We start from the raw sequence: 16,382 nt of genomic DNA on the forward strand, positions 1-16,382 counted from the left end.
GAACGGGGCGCGGGTTGCCGGGAAGGTTGGGGGGTGGGGTACGGAGAGGTCGGGCGGCCGCGGGCGCCGGTCGTCGAGCTGGCCGATCGGCGGGCGCTGGAGCGGTGGCGGCCCGCCGACGAGCAGGTCGTGGAGGCGGCGCGGCGGTTGAAGGAGCGGGCGCTGCTCGAACTGGGGATGACGCACAGCGCCGTCGCGTCGTGGCTGTTCAGCAAGTGCCACCACCAGTTGCCCACCACGGCGGTGGACACGGCGGCCGTGGTCGCCTCCGGGGACGGGTCCTGCCTGCTCCTCTACAACCCCGAGTTCTTCGTGGGGATCGGGGGCGAAGGGGTGCGGTTCGTCCTGTTCCACGAGGCCCGGCACCTCATCCAGCGGCACCTCTTCGCGGACGCCGACCTGCGGAGCGACCCGGTGTTCACGCTGGCGTGCGAGGTCACGATCAACCATGTCGCGATGGTGCGGCTCGGAGCCGGGCTGCCCGAGATCGGCGGCGCGCCCGTGGGGATCTCGCCGCGCGGCGTGCACGCGTCCTATGCGGAGGACCTGCGGGAGCAGCGCGTCGAGCCGCTTCCGTTCGAGGAGTGGGTCGAGACCGACATGAGCGTCTACCGGGAGCTCGGACGGATGCGGAATCCGCCGGGCGTCGGGCAGGCCGCATGCATCCACGTGCTCGTCGACGCGCTCGACCAGGAGACGGTCGGACGGGTCGGGGACGACGTGCTGCGGAGCGTGCTCATCGCGGCGCGGCGGGGCGACCGGGTGGCGCGCGACGAGCTGCTCGACCTGCTGCGGCGGACCGAGGGGGCCTCGGAGGGCGTCGACAAGATCTGGGGTGACCTCGGGGCGCACGCGCTCCGGGGCGTCACGTCGGCCACGCGGCGGGTGGACTGGTGGCAGCGGTGGCTCGTGGACGTGCTCGCCTCGAAGCTGGAGGAGGGGGAACGGCTCGTCTACCCGAAGAAGCGCGGGGCCGTGCTGGCGGCGCTCGGGCACGAGCCGATGCTGGCGCGGCGCGGACCGCAGCGGGTGAAGTCGCTGGTCATCGCGCTGGACACGTCCGGGTCGATGCCGGACGGCCTCGTGGAGTGGCTGGGCGAGCTGGTCGGCCGGATCGACGGGACCGAGGCCGAGTGGGTCGCCTTCGACGCTTCGGTGAAGCCGTTCCGGCCCGGGGAACCGCTCCGCGGCGGGGGCGGGACGGACTTCGAGGCCGTCCGGCGGCACGTGGAGGGACGGGACGAGCCCGCCGACGCCGTCATCGTGGTGACCGACGGGTACGCCGACCCGATCGTCCCGGCCGACCCGGGGAAGTGGATCTGGCTCATTACCTCTGGGGGCGACGAGTGGCCGGAGCGGCGGGGAATGGCCTGCCACCGGGTCCGGCCGGAGTGATCTTTCGCTACGGTGACGGCCCATGGCCCCCCACCCCACGACCCGTGCCTTCGACATCGCCCGCTGCACGGCCGGGCTGCTCCGGTTCGCGACGCCCGGCGAGATGGACGCGCTGCTCGGCCATCTCCCGAAACGCCGCGTCGAGTACGCGGTGCGCAGCTTCGGGAGGCCGAACCGGGTCGTCCTCGAGGCGCTGCTGCGGCGCGGCCGGCCCGGTGACCTCGACTTGCTCGTCCAGCACGCGGTGCTCGCGGGCGACCCGCCGGAGCTGCTGGGGCGGCTGCTCGACCTGGACGACCCCGAGGTCAACGCGACCCTGCTGACCGCCGAGAGCGCGCTCGGGCGCATCCCGCGGAACCTGCGCCGCCAGCTCGCCCACCAGACCTCCCGGCGGGACGGCGTGACGCCGCTGCCGCTGCCCGCCGAGGTGCGGGAGACCCTGCTGTCCACGCGCGGGCAGGAGCCCCTCGACCACGCGCTGCTGTACGCGGCCGACCCGGAGCTGGCCGCGGACGCGCTGCTCTACCTGGGCGCGGGCGCCGATCCGCACGGCGCCGTCCTGGCCTGCCGGACGCTCCTGGAAGCGGACCGGCGGCACGAGATCCGGCAGCTCGTCGAGGAGGGGCGGCTGCCCGCGTTCCGCTGGGGACCGGAGGACTCCGAGCCCAGCGTGCTGGCGTACGCGCAGGCGGCGCTGGCGAGCGCGGAGGGGGAGCGGCGGCTGCGGGAGCTGTCGGAGCGGGTGCGCCGTCCCGAGTTCCTCCGCTCGGTCGCCGAGATCGCCGACGTGGACGGCTGCGAGCCGTGGCGCGGGACGCCGCTCGTCCGGACGGTCGTGAACCGCCGCCATCCCTGCGTCCCGCGCGTGGGCTGGGACGCGGTGCTGGCGGACGAGCCGCGGCGCCGGGCGGCGGAGGGGCCGTTCCCCCTGCGCGCGGCCCGGTTCGTGGCGAGGCGCACCGACGCCCCGCTCGACCTGGTCCGGATCGTCGTCGCCGACCACCCGGACGTGGCCGTCCTCCTGCCCGACCCCGCGCCCGAGGTGCTCGCCGACCTCGCCGGGGCGGGGGCGGGCCCGGACGTGATCGTCAAGGTCGCCGGGAACGGCTTCGCCGCCGGGACGCTGACCGCCGAGTTCGTCACCGCGACCGTTCCGGAGCGGACGCTGCGGGTGGTCGCCGAGACGCTGTGGATCCCGGGCCTGCGCGGCACGGCGCAGGTCAGGGCGCGGCTCGGGCTGGACGAGGACGTCGTCCTCACGCCGCGGTTCGTCGACGAGACCGGCCACGGGCGCACGCGCCGCCTCCGCGAACCCGGCGTGCGCCACCACTGGGACCCCGTGCTCGCCTACGGCGAGAGAGCGGGACGGTTGTTCGCGGAAGACCGGGAGGTCACCGCCGACGCCGTGCTCGCGGCGGCGCACGTCGACGCCGTGCTCGCCGCGGTGGACGTCGACCCGCTCCTCGGCGAGGTCGAGGGCATGCCCGACCCGCGGGTGCTGCGCCGCCTCGCCGAGCACGTCGACCGGCATCTCGGCGGGCGGCCCGAAGCGTGGATGGTGGCGCTGAAGCTGCTGGAGGACGGGTTCGTCGGCACGCTGCCCGAGCTGCTCGCGACCGCCGGAGCCGTCTCCGCCTGAGCGGTCACCAGTTGACGACCTGGTAGTCCTTCAGCAGGCAGCCGCTCGGCGGGTCGCCGTCGCGCTCGCCGCTCACGATCGGGTGGTAGATCCGGGCGGCGGCGTCGACGACGTCCAGGGGCGGGCGGAACCCGGCGGCGGTCCGGCGCGCCCGCGCGGGCTCCGGTTGCTGGTCGGTGAACCAGCCCGGGTCGACGCTGGTGACGTGCACGCCGTGTTCGGCCAGCTCGGACGCGGCCGTGCGCGTCAGCATGTTCAGCGCCGCCTTCGCCATGTTGGTGTGCGGATGCTCGGCGCCCTTGTACACGCGGTCGAACTGCCCCTCGACGGCCGAGACGTTCACCACGTACCGCCGCGGATGCCGCGAGAGCTCCAGGAGGGGGCGCAGCCGTCCCAGCAGGACGAACGGCGCCGTCACGTTGATGAGCTGCACCTCCAGCAGCTCGACGGGATCGACCTCGTGCACCAGCCGGGTCCAGGAGTTGACCGGGGACGGGTCGGGAAGCAGGCCCGCGACGTCGACGGCGCCGGCCCAGAGCGGTACGGGCAGCGGGCCGGGCGCCGCGAGGCCCTCGCCCGCCGGCAGTTCCCCGCCCGGCGGCCCCTCGCCGGCCAGCAGCTCCGCGTACGACTCCGGCGGATGCCGCAGCGTCTGCGCCGCCAGGTTCACCAGGATGTCGAGCGGCTCGCCCGCCTCGACGAGCCCGTCGCACCACCGGACGAGGGACGGGACGTCCCGCAGGTCCATGCCGACGACCGTGAGGCGGTCGTGCCAGTCGGCCCGGTCGGCGACCTCGGCGAAGCGGCGGCGCGCGTCGGCGGGGAACCGGGTCAGGGCGGTCACGGCGGCGCCGTCCCGCAGCAGCTTGAGCACGAGCTCGAACCCGGCCTTGATCCGCCCGCCCGTGACGACCGCGCGGCGTCCCGCGAGGTCGGCCCGCGCGTGCCGGTGCCGCCGGTGCTCTCGCGCGCACGGCGGGCAGAGGCGGTGGTAGAACGCGTCCGCCTCCCGGAAGTGCGCCTTGCAGACGTAGCAGGCGCGCAGCCCGCCCGTCACCGTCCCGGACGGGACGGCCTCGCGCGGCGGCTCGGCGGGCGCGCCCTCGACGCGTCCCGCCGCCCCGGTGGCGGTCGCGGCCAGCATCCGGGCGTCGGCCGCCGCGCGCCGCAGCCGGGCCGCCGCCCGCTCGCGCTCGCGGGTCCGCCGCACGAAGGCTCCGGCCGCCGCCCGCACCCGCGCCACGTCGGGGTCGCCGTCCGGCGCGTCCGCCAGCTCCGCCAGGACGCGCAGGCAGGTCCGCACATCGTCGTCGCGCATGCGCACCATTTAAGACCCGCGAACTCCTCGTCGTGCATCGAGGCTCTCGCTCTCGCCCTCCGGACGTTCCTCGGCTCCAGGCGGACGGCGGGTCTCGATGTTATTCGGGTGATCCGGGCATCCCCGGACCGCTGTACTTGGTCGCATGAGCATGCCGGACGGGCCGCGGCTGGCCCGCTTCATCGACACGATGATCGAGCTGGGGATCACCGGGCAGGTCTTCGGCGAGCACGGCATCGGCAAGACCTCCACGTTCTTCCACCACGTCCGGCGCCGCGAGGACACCGCGCTCGTCTACGTCCCGGCCGCGAACCTCACCCCGGACGACCTGCTGGTCAACGCGCCCGTCCGGCAGGACGGGGAGCTGGTGCTGCGGCAGCTCGTCATGCGGCAGCTCAAGCCGGGCAGGCCGTTCGTGCTGCTCATCGACGACTCGCTCCAGGCGGGCGCGACGATCCAGTCGCAGCTCATGCAGATCGCCTGCAACTGGACGCTCGGCGAGCACGACCTGCGCGCGCTCGGCTGCGTCGGGGTGTTCCTGACCGACAACGAGACGCTCGCCGAGACCGCCGCCCTCCGCACGGATCCGGCCGTCCTGGACCGGATGGCGACGCTGCGGGTCACCGCCGCCGACACCGCGTGGCGGGCCGCGCTGTCGCGCAGGTTCCGCGGCGTCGACCTCACCGGCGTGTTCCGGGTGTGGGCGTCGCTGCCCGCCGAGCTCCGCAGGCTGCTGTCGCCGCGCACGCTGGAGCACGTCATCGACTGCGCGCTCGCCGGGTTCCCGCTCGCCTGGGGCCTCCCCCTCGTGGACGGACGCCGCCTGCCGCTCGTCACCTCGGGCAGGAGGCGGGGAGCCGACCAGGCCCCCGAGATCCTCGGCCGCATCGCCGCCGAGCTGCGGCGGGCCGGGGCCGACGTCCCCGACCCGGCGCACGTGCCGGACGCCGTCCGCCGGGTCGTCCGCGCGGCGATCGAGCGGCGCTGGGCCGTGCTCGTCCAGGGACCGCCCGGCTGCGGCAAGACGGAGGTGGTGAAGGAGGTCGTCCGGGACGAACTCGGCGCGGACCCGCTCTACTTCTCGCTGCCCGTCACCAACGTGGAGGACCTGTGCGCGCCCGTCCCGACCCTGGACGGAACCCTCGACAACCTTTTGTCGGGTCCGTTCCTGGAGCCCGGTGACAAGGCCATCGTCTGGGACGAGTACAACCGGCCCAAGGACAAGGCCACGTTCGCCCGCCTCATGGAGGTCACGCAAGAGTGGACTCTGGCCGGACGGCGCATCAAGGGTCTCCGTGCCCAGATCGCCTTGCAGAATCCTCCGTACTACCTGGGCCGCAAGCTGCTCGTGTCACGCAACACCATCGCGCAGGCGTCCCGCTTCACCGTCTCGCTGGAAATCGAGCCAGATGACATTCCGGCGAACGAATGGCTCATTTCCCGTTACGGTGGAGTGGCCGAGACCGTCCTCGAGTGGTGGAAGAACGACATCGACGACGAGGGACGGCAATGGATGACCAAGCGCACCCTGGAGCGCCTCATCCGACTGCACGGCACCGGCCTGCCCATGGACATCGGCAAGATGTACCTGGGCGACGGCGACTACGCGCCCGTCCCGCTCACCGCCCTTGAGGCGCGGCTGGCCCGCCGGCAGGTGACCGGCCTGCGCGAACTGGCCGCGGACCTGGACGGCTGGGCGGAACGGCTCCGCGCGGCCGGGGACGAGGGCTCTGACGCGACGGACATCGTGCACCGCGTCTTCGCCAACGCCGAGCTGTCGCAACTCCGCCACCACGCGGAGGCGGCCGCCCGGCTCGCGCCGATGCTGCCGCCCAAGTTGAAGGCGACGTACCTGTTCGGAGCCGATCCGGACCGGCAGCGGTTTTGGACCGGCGTCTTCATGGGAGGTCTCTGAGGGGGGAGATAGATCGGCAAACGTCCTCGCCACGGTCTGACTTGGCTAGAATCCGTCCGTCAGACGAGGCTTCCGCCGAGAGTGCGCATCTTTGTCGCGATCTGTTCCCCGCGAGGAAGCCCTTGCTCGTCGTCTCGCCCTAAGGAGCCCGTGCATGCCCGTGGAATCGGAAAGGCCCGTCCCCGCGGCGAGTCCCGTGATCGGGGAGGCGGAGATCGAGGCGGCCGTCCGCGTGCTCCGCAGCGGGCGGGTCGTGCAGGGCCCCGAGGTCGCCGCGTTCGAGGAGGAGTTCTCCGCGCTGGTGGCGGGCCGCCACTGCGTCGCGGTCAACTCCGGGACCTCGGCCCTGCACCTGAGCCTGATGGCCCTCGGCGTCGGCCCCGGCGACGAGGTGATCGTCCCCTCGTTCACGTTCGCGGCCACGGCCAACGTCGTCCGCCTCGTCGGCGCCGAGCCGGTCTTCGTCGACATCGAGGCCGGCTCGTTCTGCGTCGACCCGGACGCCGTCGCCGCGGCGGTCGGCCCCCGCACCGCCGCCATCATGCCGGTGCACCTGTACGGGCACCCGGCGGCGATGGACCGCGTCGGCGCCATCGCGGAGCGGCACGGCCTCGCCGTCGTCGAGGACGCCTGCCAGGCGCACGGCGCCTCCCACGGCGGCACCCCGGTGGGCGCCCTCGGCACGATCGGCTGCTTCAGCTTCTACCCGACCAAGAACATGCACGCCCTCGAAGGCGGCATGATCACCACCGCCGACGCGGAGACCGCCCGGACGCTGCGGCTGCTGCGCAACCAGGGCATGGAGCAGCGCTACGCCAACGAGATCGTCGGCGCCAACGTGCGGCTCACCGACGTCGCCGCGGCCATCGGCCGCGTGCAGCTGGGGCGGCTGCCCGGCTGGACCGAGCGCCGCATCGCCAACGCCCGGTTCCTGGACGCCAAGATCACCGGCGCCGCGGTGCCGCCGGTCGCGCCCGGCGTGCGGCACGTCTACCACCAGTACACCGTCCGCGTCACCGGCGACCGGGACGCCTTCCAGGGGCGCCTTGAGGAGCGGAAGGTCGGCAGCGCCGTCTACTACCCGACGCCCGTCCACCGGCTCAGGCCGTTCCTGAAGGACGGCGCCCCCGACCCGCGCTGGGACCTGCCCGAGACCGAGCGCGCGGCGGCCGAGGTGCTGTCGCTGCCGGTGCACCCGTCCCTCGCCGACGACGAGCTGGCGCGCGTGGCCGACGCGGTCAACGCCGCCGGGGCGGCGTCGTGACCGCGCCGCTGCGGGTGGGCCTGATCGGGCTCGGCGTGATGGGGCGCAACCACGCCCGGGTCCTGTCCGGGCTGGACGGCGTCGACCTCGTCGGGATCGTCGACCCGGCCGGGCGGCCCGAGGGCGCCCCGCACGGGGTGCCGCTGGTGCCGTCCCTCCAGCAGCTGCTGGACGCCCGCATCGACTACGCGGTGGTCGCCTGCCCGACGGCGCTGCACGAGGAGATCGGGCTCGCGCTCGCCGAGGGCGGCGTGGGCGCGCTGATCGAGAAGCCGCTCGCCGAGTCGGTGGAGGCCGCCGAACGGCTGGTGACGGCGTTCGAGTCGCGCGGGCTCGTGGCCGGGGTCGGCCACATCGAGCGCTACAACCCGGCGCTGCAGAGCATGCGGTCCCGCCTTGAGGCGGGCGAGCTGGGCGAGGTGTTCCAGGTCGTCACGCGCCGCCAGGGCCCGTTCCCGCACCGGATCGCCGACGTCGGCGTCGTCAAGGACCTCGCGACCCACGACATCGACCTGACCGGGTGGGTCACCGGCCAGGACTACGTGTCGATCTCCGCGCACACCGTGGCGCGCAGCGGCCGGCCGCACGAGGACATGGTCGCCGCCGTCGGGCGCCTGACCGACGGCTCCATGGTCAACCACCTGGTGAACTGGCTGAGCCCGCTCAAGGAGCGCACCACCGTGGTCACCGGCGAGCGCGGCTGCTTCATCGCCGACACGCTCACCGCCGACCTCACCTTCTACGCCAACGGCGAGATGAACACCGAGTGGGAGGCGCTGCGCGCGTTCCGCGGCGTCTCCGAGGGCGACATGATCCGGTACGCGATCCCCAAGCGCGAGCCGCTGCTGGTCGAGCACGAGCGCTTCCGCGACGCGGTCCTCGCCGGGCCCGGCGGGTCGGCCCCGGGCGACGTCGTCACCCTGCGGCAGGGCCTGCGGACGGTCGAGGTGTCGGCCGCCGTCCTGAAGTCCGCCCGCCTCGGCGAGACCGTCACGCTACAGCTCGCGGAGGTGCTGGATGGCGTCTGACCGAGATGCCGGAGTCCCCGACGTCACCGTCGTGGTCGCGGTCTACAACACGATGCCGTACCTGACCGACTGCCTGAACTCGCTGGTCGGGCAGAGCATCGGCCCGGACCGCATGGAGGTCGTCGCGGTCGACGACGGCTCCACCGACGGCAGCGGCGCCGAGCTGGACCGGTTCGCCGCGGAGCACCCCGACGTCATCACCGTCCTGCGCCAGGCGAACTCCGGCGGCCCGGCGGCCCCCAGCAACCGGGCGCTGGACGTCGCGACCGGACGCTACGTCTACTTCGTCGGCGCCGACGACCACCTCGGCCCCGAGGCGCTGGAGCGCATGGTCACGGCGGCCGACGAATGGGGCTCCGACGTCCTCGTCGGGAAGATGGAGGGCGTCAACGGGCGGGCCGTCCGGCGTCCCGAGCTGTTCGCCGAGAACCGCCCCGAGATCGACCTGTACGACTCGGTGCTGCCGTGGGTGCTGTCGAACTGCAAGCTGTTCCGACGCGAGCTGGTGGAGCGGCACAAGCTGCGGTTCCACGAGCACATGCGGATCGGCAGCGACCAGCCGTTCACCCTGGAGGCGTGCGTGCGCGCCCGGCGGATCTCCGTCCTCGCCGACTACACCTGCTACTACGCGGTGCTGCGCGACGACGGCGGCAACATCACGCAGGGCGCCGTCGACGTCCACACCCGGCTCGAATGCGCGGAGAGCCTCTTCGGTGTCGTCGCCGACCTGATCGAACCCGGCCCGAAGCGGGACGCGATCCTCAGGCGGCACACCCGCTGGGAGCTGACGATGCCGACGCGGGAGGGGTTCCTCGAACTCGACCGCGCGACGCAGGAGGACGTCTGCGCCCGCGTCGGAACGCTCGTCGAGCGGTACGTGACCGACGAGGTCCTCTTCACGCTGCCCATCGTCCGCCGCGCCCGGCTCCGGCTGGCGCAGCTCGGCGAGGTCGACCTGCTGTGCGAGGCGATCCGGGACGGGGTCGCCGAGCGCTCCTACCTGATCGCGCTCAAGGACGGCCGTACCTACCTCGCCTACCAGGGCTTCGAGGACCCCCGCCCGGAGCTGGCGGACGACCTGTTCGAGATCACCAAGGGGATGCGCAAGCGGCTGTCCCAGGAGGCCCGGACGGTCGCCGTGCGGCCCGACCGCGACACCGTGGAGATCACCGTCCGGACCCCGCTCACCGGTCCCGAGGCCGGCGACCCCGCGACCGTCCGGCTCGCGCTCGCCCCCCGCGGCGGCGGCGAGACCCTCGACCTCGACGAGCACACGACCCGTGAGGCGCGCGAGGACGGCCTGCACGTCACCGCCCGGATCCCGGCGGCGCTCACGGCGGCGTCCGGCGAGCACCGGCACGCGCTGCGGCTCATCGTCCGGGCGGCCGGGGAGACGCACGACATCACCGTGCCGGTGGGGGCGTCCGTGGTGCCCGGCCCGCGCGGCGAGCTCTTCTGGCACCGGGCCAGGCCCTACCGGCTGGCGGTGGCCGGCGACGACCGGCACGGCACGATGATCGAGACACGTCCGGTACGTCCGGCCCAGGCCGTCGCCCAGCGGGTCCGGCGCGTGACGTCCCTTGGAGGTAGGTAGCACATGCGGATCTGCGTGGTCGCGCTCGGCAAGATCGGTCTCCCGCTCGCGGTGCAGTTCGCCCGCAAGGGCCACCGGGTGATCGGCGCCGACGTGGACGAACGCGTCGTGGCCGAGGTCAACGCGGGCCGCGAGCCGTTCCCCGGCGAGGCGGAGCTGGACGTCCACCTCGGCGAGGCGGTGCGGGCCGGGCTGCTCACGGCGACGACCGACACGGCGGCGGCGGTCGCCGAGTCCGAGGCGGTCGTCGTGGTCGTCCCCCTGTTCGTGGACGCGGCGGGCGTCCCGGACTTCGGCTGGATGGACGCCGCGACGCGCTCCATCGCGCAGGGCCTGCGACCCGGCACGCTCGTCAGCTACGAGACGACGCTGCCCGTCGGCACCACCCGGGACCGCTGGGCCCCGATGCTGGCGGAGGGCTCCGGCCTCACCGCGGGCGCCGGCTTCCACCTGGTGTTCAGCCCGGAGCGCGTGCTGACCGGACGGGTGTTCGCCGACCTGCGCCGCTACCCCAAGCTCGTCGGCGGCGTCGACGAGACGTCCGCCCGGCACGGCGTCGAGTTCTACGAGCAGGTCCTCGACTTCGACGAGCGGCCGGACCTCGACCGCCCGAACGGCGTCTGGGACCTCGGCTCCGCGGAGGCCGCGGAGCTCGCCAAGCTCGCCGAGACGACCTACCGCGACGTCAACATCGGCCTCGCCAACCAGTTCGCCCGCTACGCCGACGCGGCGGGCGTGGACGTCATGAAGGTCATCGAGGCCTGCAACACCCAGCCGTACAGCCACATCCACCAGCCGGGCATCGCCGTCGGCGGCCACTGCATCCCGGTGTATCCGCGGATGTACCTGTGGAACGACCCGGACGCGACCGTCGTCCGTGCCGCCCGCGAGGCCAACACGGGCATGCCCGAGTACGCCGTCGGCCTCCTCGCCGACGCCTACGGCGATCTGACCGGCGCCGGCGTCCTCGTGCTGGGCGCGGCGTACCGGGGCGGCGTCAAGGAGACGGCGTTCTCCGGCGTCTTCCCCACGGTGGAGGCGCTGCGGGGGCGCGGCGCCGTCCCGTACGTGTCCGACCCGATGTACACCGCCGAGGAGCTGGAGGCCCTGGGCCTGCCGCCCCACCGCGGCGAGTCGGTCACGGCCGCGATCGTGCAGGCCGACCACGCCGCCTACCGCGAACTCGGCGCGGACGACCTGCCGGGCGTCAAGGCCCTGGTCGACGGCCGCCGCGTCACCGACGCCGCCCGCTGGCCCGGAGTACACCGCGTCGTCATCGGCGCCCCGGACGCTCGGACCGGTTCGTAGACGCCTCGCTGACCGCTCGGGCCGGTCCGCGCAAGCGCCCCGGCCGACCGCAACTGGAGAATCGAATGCAAATCGAAGACGGGACGGTTCCCGGTGCGCCGTCGCGCGGCCGCGTCGTCATGCTCGTCGACAACGATGTCGTGCGCGACTCCCGGGTGCAGAAGGCCGCGAAGTCGATGGCCGAGGCGGGCTGGGAGGTGCACCTGCTCGGCAGCGCGAGGGGCAAGAGGCGCCGCTCGTGGGACCTCGGCGGCGCCCGCGTGCGCCTCCTGCCGGTGCAGCACGTGCTCCTGCGCGACCGGCACGGCGTCCTGCGCGCCACGTTGCGCCGCCCGCTCGCGTACGGGCACCCGAAGGTGGCGGACTACCGGCGGCGGCTCGTGCAGTCCCGGCGCGCCGACCTCGCCGCGGCGCGCCTCGACCGCAAGTCCCGCGGCCCCGCGCGCAAGGTGTGGCTGCTGGCCCGGCGGGTCACGGCGAAGCTCCAGTCGCGGTGGGTCGCGCTGCGGGTGCGGCAGACCGAGTCGCTCGCCGCGGCCCGCGGCAACCCGCGCGCGCCGATGGAGCGGCTCGCGATCAACTTCTGGCTGAAGGTCCTCGGCGACCGGGCGTGGCGCGTCCTGCAACGCAACCTGTGGGACTGGGACAGCGCCTACGGCAAGGTCATCGACAAGCTCGAACCCGACATCGTCCACGCCAACGACTTCCGCATGCTCGGCGTCGCGGCGCGCTCGGTGCGGCGGGCCCGCGCGAAGGGCCGGACGGTGAAGCTCGTGTGGGACGCGCACGAGTTCCTGCCGGGCATCCGCCCCTGGGGCTCCGACCCGCGCTGGCATCCCGCCATGTGCGCGTACGAGCGCGAGTACGCGGGCGACGCGGACGCGGTGGTGACCGTCTCGGAGGCGCTCGCCGACCGGCTGATCGAGCGCCACGGCCTGCGCGGCAGGCCGACCGTCGTGCTCAACGCCCCGATCACCGGGGGCGAGCCGAGCACGTCCGATCCGGTCCCCGACATGCGGGAGATGTGCGGCGTCGGCCCGGACACCCCGATCGCCGTCTACAGCGGCGCCGCCGCCCCGCAGCGCGGCCTCGACATCATGATCGAGGCGCTGCCGCGGCTGCCCCGGCTCCACGTCGCCCTGGTCGTCTCCTCGGCGGGGTCCGAGTACGTCCGCGGCCTGGTCGCCCGCGCCGCCGAACTCGGCGCCGCCGACCGCGTCCACACGGTGCCGTACGTGCCGTTCGACCAGGTCGTCCCGTTCCTGGCGGCGGCGGACATCGGCGTGATCCCGATCCACCACTGGCCCAACCACGAGATCGCGCTGATCACGAAGTTCTTCGAGTACTCGCACGCCCGGCTGCCGATCGTCGTGAGCGACGTGGAGGCGATGGGCGACATGGCGAAGGCCACCGGGCAGGGCGAGGTCTTCCACGCCGAGGACCTCGACGACTACGTGCGGGCGGTCGAGGCGGTCCTCGGCGACCCGCGGCGGTACCGCGCCGTGTACGACGACCGGCCCGAGCTGCTCCACGAGTGGACCTGGGAGGCGCAGGCCGAGATTCTGGACGGCGTCTACGCCAAGCTGCTGCCGTCCGCCGCGAGGCCCGCCCCGGGCGCGCCGCCGGCGGGTCCGGACGACCAGCTCATCGGCGCGCAGGACTGACGTGGCGGCGGACGGGAAAGTCGGCGCGGGAGTGGCCGTCGTCACGCCCTGGTATCCGAACCCGATGCAGGAGTGGGCCGGGTCCTTCGTCCGGTCGATGGTCGAGGCGACGGCCCCGGGCTGCGGCGACGTCACCGTCTACCACACCGAGGCGTGGCTGATGAGGCGGCCCGCGGAGGAGGTCGAGGCGGCGCGCGAGGCGCATCGCCGCCTCCTGCCGGTCGCGCTGCACCCCGCGCCCGACGTCGCGGGCTCCCGGCTGGTGCGCGTCCCGGTGCCGACGGTGCCGGACTACACCTTCGCCGAACTCGCCGTGCAGCACGCCCGGTGGCTGCGCGAGGCGCTGGGCGGCGAGCCGATCCCGGCGCCCGTCGTCCACGCCCACGTGGGGCTGCGCGGCGGCTGGACGGCGCTGGAGAACGCCCGCCCGGACGCGCGGGTGTTCGTCACCGAGCACGCGTCCTTCCTGGACAAGGTCCTGGAGCAGCCCGACTCCCGGGAGATGTACGAGCGGGTCCTGGAGCGCTGTACCGGTTTTCTCGTGGTCACCGACGTGCTGCGGGACACCCTCGCCGAGGCGTTCCCGGCGCTCGCCCACAAGATCGAGATGATCTCCAACCCGATCGCGTTCGGGGAGCCGCGCGAGCGTCCCGTCACCGAGCTGCGGCGCTGGCTGTACGTCGGCACGCTGGTCGAGCGCAAGGGCGTCGGCTGGCTGCTGGAGGCGTTCGCCGAGTGCCTCGCCGACGACCCGGGACTGACGCTGACGATGGCCGGGCCGGGCGTGCTCGCCCGGCGGCTCCAGGAGCGGGCCGCCGAGCTGGGCGTCGAGCACGCGGTGTCGTTCCTCGGCGCGGTCGCCCCCGACGAGGCCGCGCGGCTCATGCGCGAGCACGACCTGCTCGTCCACCCCGCCCGGTGGGAGACCTTCGGTGTCACGATCGTCGAGGCGGTGGCGGCGGGCCTGCCGGTACTGGTCACCCGCTGCGGCGGCCCCGAGCGCACGCTGGCCGGCATAGAAGCCGCCGCAGGGGAAATGATCGACGTCGAGGAGAACGCGAGCTCGATCGTCGCCGGGTACCGCCGCCTGCGCGACCGCTTCCCGGACGGCCTCGACCTGGCGAAGGCCCGCGAGATCCTGGACGGGCGCTTCGGGTACCGCACGGTGGCCGAGGCGCACCACCGGCACTGGTTCCCGGAGGGCGCGGCCGCTCGTGCCGCGAACGACGGTGCCGCGAACGGGGGAGAAGAAGCGTGAACGTGCTGTTCGTGGCGCTCGGCGCCTCCCGCCGGCCCGCGGTCGTCCGGGAGGCGGCGCAGGTCGTCGCGGACGGCGGCAGCGCAGCCGTGCTGGTGCGCAAGTCCTCGACGTGGGCGAAGGACCCGCTCCCGGACGGTGTCGACGCCGTCGAGCTGTCCGCACTCGAACGGCGCTACCGCCCCGACGCGGTGCGGATCCCGCTGTACCGGATCCCGGGGCTGCTGCTGCGCGTGTGCTTCCCCGGGCCCCTGCGCGGGCTCGGGAAGCGGATCGACTCCGCGTACCGCAGGCGCGTCGCCCGGCCCATCGACCGGCGGCTGGCCCGTCGCTACCGGCGCGACGCCGGCGCGGTGCGCCGCCGGACGGTCGAGCGAGACCTGCTGCACGCCCGCTCCATCGACCTCGTCGTCATCGCGGACCCGCAGTCGCTGGTGACCGTCGCCGAGCTCGCGGACACGATCGCGGGCGCCGGAGCGACGCTCTCCTACTCCGTCGCTCATGAAAGGTCCCCGGCAGGCAACGCCAGAGGATGACGCCATGACCGAACGCCGCCCGCGCCTTCTCTACCTGGCCTTCTACTTCCCGCCGTCCCGTGCGAGCGGCGTGTACCGGCCCCGGGCGACCGCCAACCGGCTGACCGAGCTGGGCTGGGACGTCACGGTCTTCGCGGCGCCGCTCCCGTTCCTGTACGACACGATCGGCTCGGTCGACGACCGGCTGACGAAGACCGTCGACCCGCGGATCACGCTGGTGCGCCCGGACCTGAACCGGTTCGTCTGGCAGACGGACCTTCGCGAGTACAGCCGGTTCCGGGGGACGTTCCCCCAGCTGGCCCAGTCGCTGTACACGTGGGGGCAGAAGCACGTCTTCCCGGAGCACTACGCGTCCTGGGCTCGCGACTCGGTCCGGCGCGCGCTGCGGATGCACGCGCGGCGCAGGTTCGACGTGGTCCTCGCGACGGGGAACCCGTACTCGTCGTTCGCCGCGGCCTGGCTGTTCCACAAGCTGACCCGCACCCCCTACGTCATCGACTACCGCGACTCCTGGACCCTCGACCAGTTCAGCGAGGAGCCGATGTTCGAGGACGGGCATCCCGCCTGGCGCTGGGAGCGCCGGGTGCTGCGGTCCGCGGCGAACTCGCTGTACGTCAACGACGCCCAGCGCGCGTGGCACGCCGAGCGCTACCCGCGCGCGGCGGACCGTATGATGACCGTCCTGAACGGGTGGGACGCCGACACGCTCCCGCAGAGCGCCGCGCCGCCCCCGGCCGCCCGCGCGACGACGGACGGGCACGCGCCCCGCTTCTCCTTCGTCGGCACGGTCACCGACAAGCAGCCCATCGAGGAGCTGATCGAGGGGTTCTCCCGTGCGCGCGCGCATTCGGACATGCGGGCCGCCACCCTGGACTTCTACGGCTACTTCGGGTTCTTCCAGGGCACCGACGACAAGCTCCGCAAGCGTTTCGCCGCCGCGGCAGAGGCGGCCGCAGCGGCCGTCAGCGCCCAGGAGGTCGGGGGCGGGGCGGCGGTGGCCGAGCAGGCGGAGCTCGCCCACGGCGGGGAGGACGAGCACGTGCTCGCCCCCGGGGTCCACCACCGCGGGCCGGTGTCCAAGACGGCGCTCGCCGACGTCTACCAGGACTCCGACGTGCTGGTCTTCCTCAACGGCGGCGGACGCTACGTCACCTCCGGGAAGATCTTCGAGTACATGGCGGCGGGACGTCCCATCGTGTCGGTCCACACGCCCGGCTCGGCGGCCGAGGAGCTGCTGCGCGGATACCCGCTGTGGTTCAACCCGGGCGGGCTCGCCCCGGCCGACATCGCCGCCTCGATGGTGGCGGCGGCGAAGGCGGCGGCCGGCCTGGACGAGCGGCAGGTGGCGGAGGCCCGCGCCTACGCGGACCGCTTCGAACGGAACGTGACGCTGGAGCCGCTCGTGGGACGGCTCACCGAGCTGGCCGCCCGCAGGCGCGGCGTGGGCGGGTGATCATGTTGGG

At 73.9% G+C, this 16,382-nt stretch carries 12 protein-coding genes; 11 read left to right on the top strand and 1 reads right to left on the bottom strand.

The features are described 5' to 3' along the window. Nucleotides 1–33: 33 nt before the first annotated feature. Both BJ999_RS04435 and BJ999_RS04440 read left to right on the top strand, forming a co-directional pair. Nucleotides 34–1,395, top strand: a complete 1,362-nt coding sequence (locus tag BJ999_RS04435; protein ID WP_179832090.1) for a vWA domain-containing protein — start codon at nucleotides 34–36, stop codon at nucleotides 1,393–1,395. Nucleotides 1,396–1,417: 22 nt separating this feature from the next. Beyond that, complete coding sequence (locus BJ999_RS04440) at nucleotides 1,418–3,034, top strand: hypothetical protein (protein ID WP_179832091.1); 1,617 nt, start codon at nucleotides 1,418–1,420, stop codon at nucleotides 3,032–3,034. Nucleotides 3,035–3,038: 4 nt separating this feature from the next. Here BJ999_RS04440 and BJ999_RS04445 read toward each other — a convergent pair whose 3' ends face one another. Next, on the bottom strand, nucleotides 3,039–4,352 hold the full coding sequence (locus tag BJ999_RS04445) for an SDR family NAD(P)-dependent oxidoreductase (protein WP_229810236.1): 1,314 nt from the start codon (nucleotides 4,350–4,352) through the stop codon (nucleotides 3,039–3,041). A gap of 145 nt (nucleotides 4,353–4,497) precedes the next feature. Between BJ999_RS04445 and BJ999_RS04450 the strand changes: the two genes are divergently transcribed. The 9 genes from BJ999_RS04450 (at nucleotide 4,498) to BJ999_RS04490 (ending at nucleotide 16,372) form a co-directional block, all read left to right on the top strand. Then, nucleotides 4,498–6,267, top strand: coding sequence for a MoxR family ATPase (locus BJ999_RS04450; protein WP_179832093.1), 1,770 nt, complete (start codon nucleotides 4,498–4,500; stop codon nucleotides 6,265–6,267). A gap of 154 nt (nucleotides 6,268–6,421) precedes the next feature. Then, on the top strand, nucleotides 6,422–7,531 hold the full coding sequence (locus BJ999_RS04455; protein WP_179832094.1) for a DegT/DnrJ/EryC1/StrS family aminotransferase: 1,110 nt from the start codon (nucleotides 6,422–6,424) through the stop codon (nucleotides 7,529–7,531). Next, nucleotides 7,528–8,559 (top strand): Gfo/Idh/MocA family protein, encoded by a 1,032-nt coding sequence (locus BJ999_RS04460; protein ID WP_179832095.1) that lies wholly within the window; start codon nucleotides 7,528–7,530, stop codon nucleotides 8,557–8,559. Before BJ999_RS04455 ends, BJ999_RS04460 begins: the two co-directional genes overlap by 4 nt. Continuing rightward, nucleotides 8,549–10,153 carry a glycosyltransferase family 2 protein gene (locus BJ999_RS04465; RefSeq protein ID WP_179832096.1) on the top strand — a complete coding sequence of 535 codons (1,605 nt, stop codon included), beginning with the start codon at nucleotides 8,549–8,551 and terminating at the stop codon, nucleotides 10,151–10,153. The genes BJ999_RS04460 and BJ999_RS04465 overlap by 11 nt, the downstream gene beginning before the upstream one ends. Before the next feature lie 3 nt (nucleotides 10,154–10,156). After that, on the top strand, nucleotides 10,157–11,461 hold the full coding sequence (locus tag BJ999_RS04470; RefSeq protein WP_179832097.1) for a nucleotide sugar dehydrogenase: 1,305 nt from the start codon (nucleotides 10,157–10,159) through the stop codon (nucleotides 11,459–11,461). A 65-nt stretch (nucleotides 11,462–11,526) separates the two neighbouring features. Continuing rightward, nucleotides 11,527–13,125: a glycosyltransferase family 4 protein gene (locus BJ999_RS04475; RefSeq protein ID WP_218934934.1), complete on the top strand. Its 1,599-nt coding sequence runs from the start codon at nucleotides 11,527–11,529 to the stop codon at nucleotides 13,123–13,125. 1 nt (nucleotide 13,126) lies between these two features. Beyond that, on the top strand, nucleotides 13,127–14,383 hold the full coding sequence (locus tag BJ999_RS04480) for a glycosyltransferase (protein WP_218934935.1): 1,257 nt from the start codon (nucleotides 13,127–13,129) through the stop codon (nucleotides 14,381–14,383). Next, entirely contained in the window at nucleotides 14,380–14,919 is a 540-nt protein-coding gene (locus BJ999_RS04485) for a hypothetical protein (RefSeq protein WP_179832098.1), read from the top strand. Before BJ999_RS04480 ends, BJ999_RS04485 begins: the two co-directional genes overlap by 4 nt. Before the next feature lie 4 nt (nucleotides 14,920–14,923). Next, nucleotides 14,924–16,372 (top strand): glycosyltransferase, encoded by a 1,449-nt coding sequence (locus BJ999_RS04490; protein ID WP_179832099.1) that lies wholly within the window; start codon nucleotides 14,924–14,926, stop codon nucleotides 16,370–16,372. The last annotated feature ends 10 nt before the right edge of the window (nucleotides 16,373–16,382 follow it).

The sequence above is a fragment of the Actinomadura citrea genome, from assembly GCF_013409045.1.
Classification (GTDB): Bacteria; Actinomycetota; Actinomycetes; order Streptosporangiales; family Streptosporangiaceae; genus Spirillospora; species Spirillospora citrea.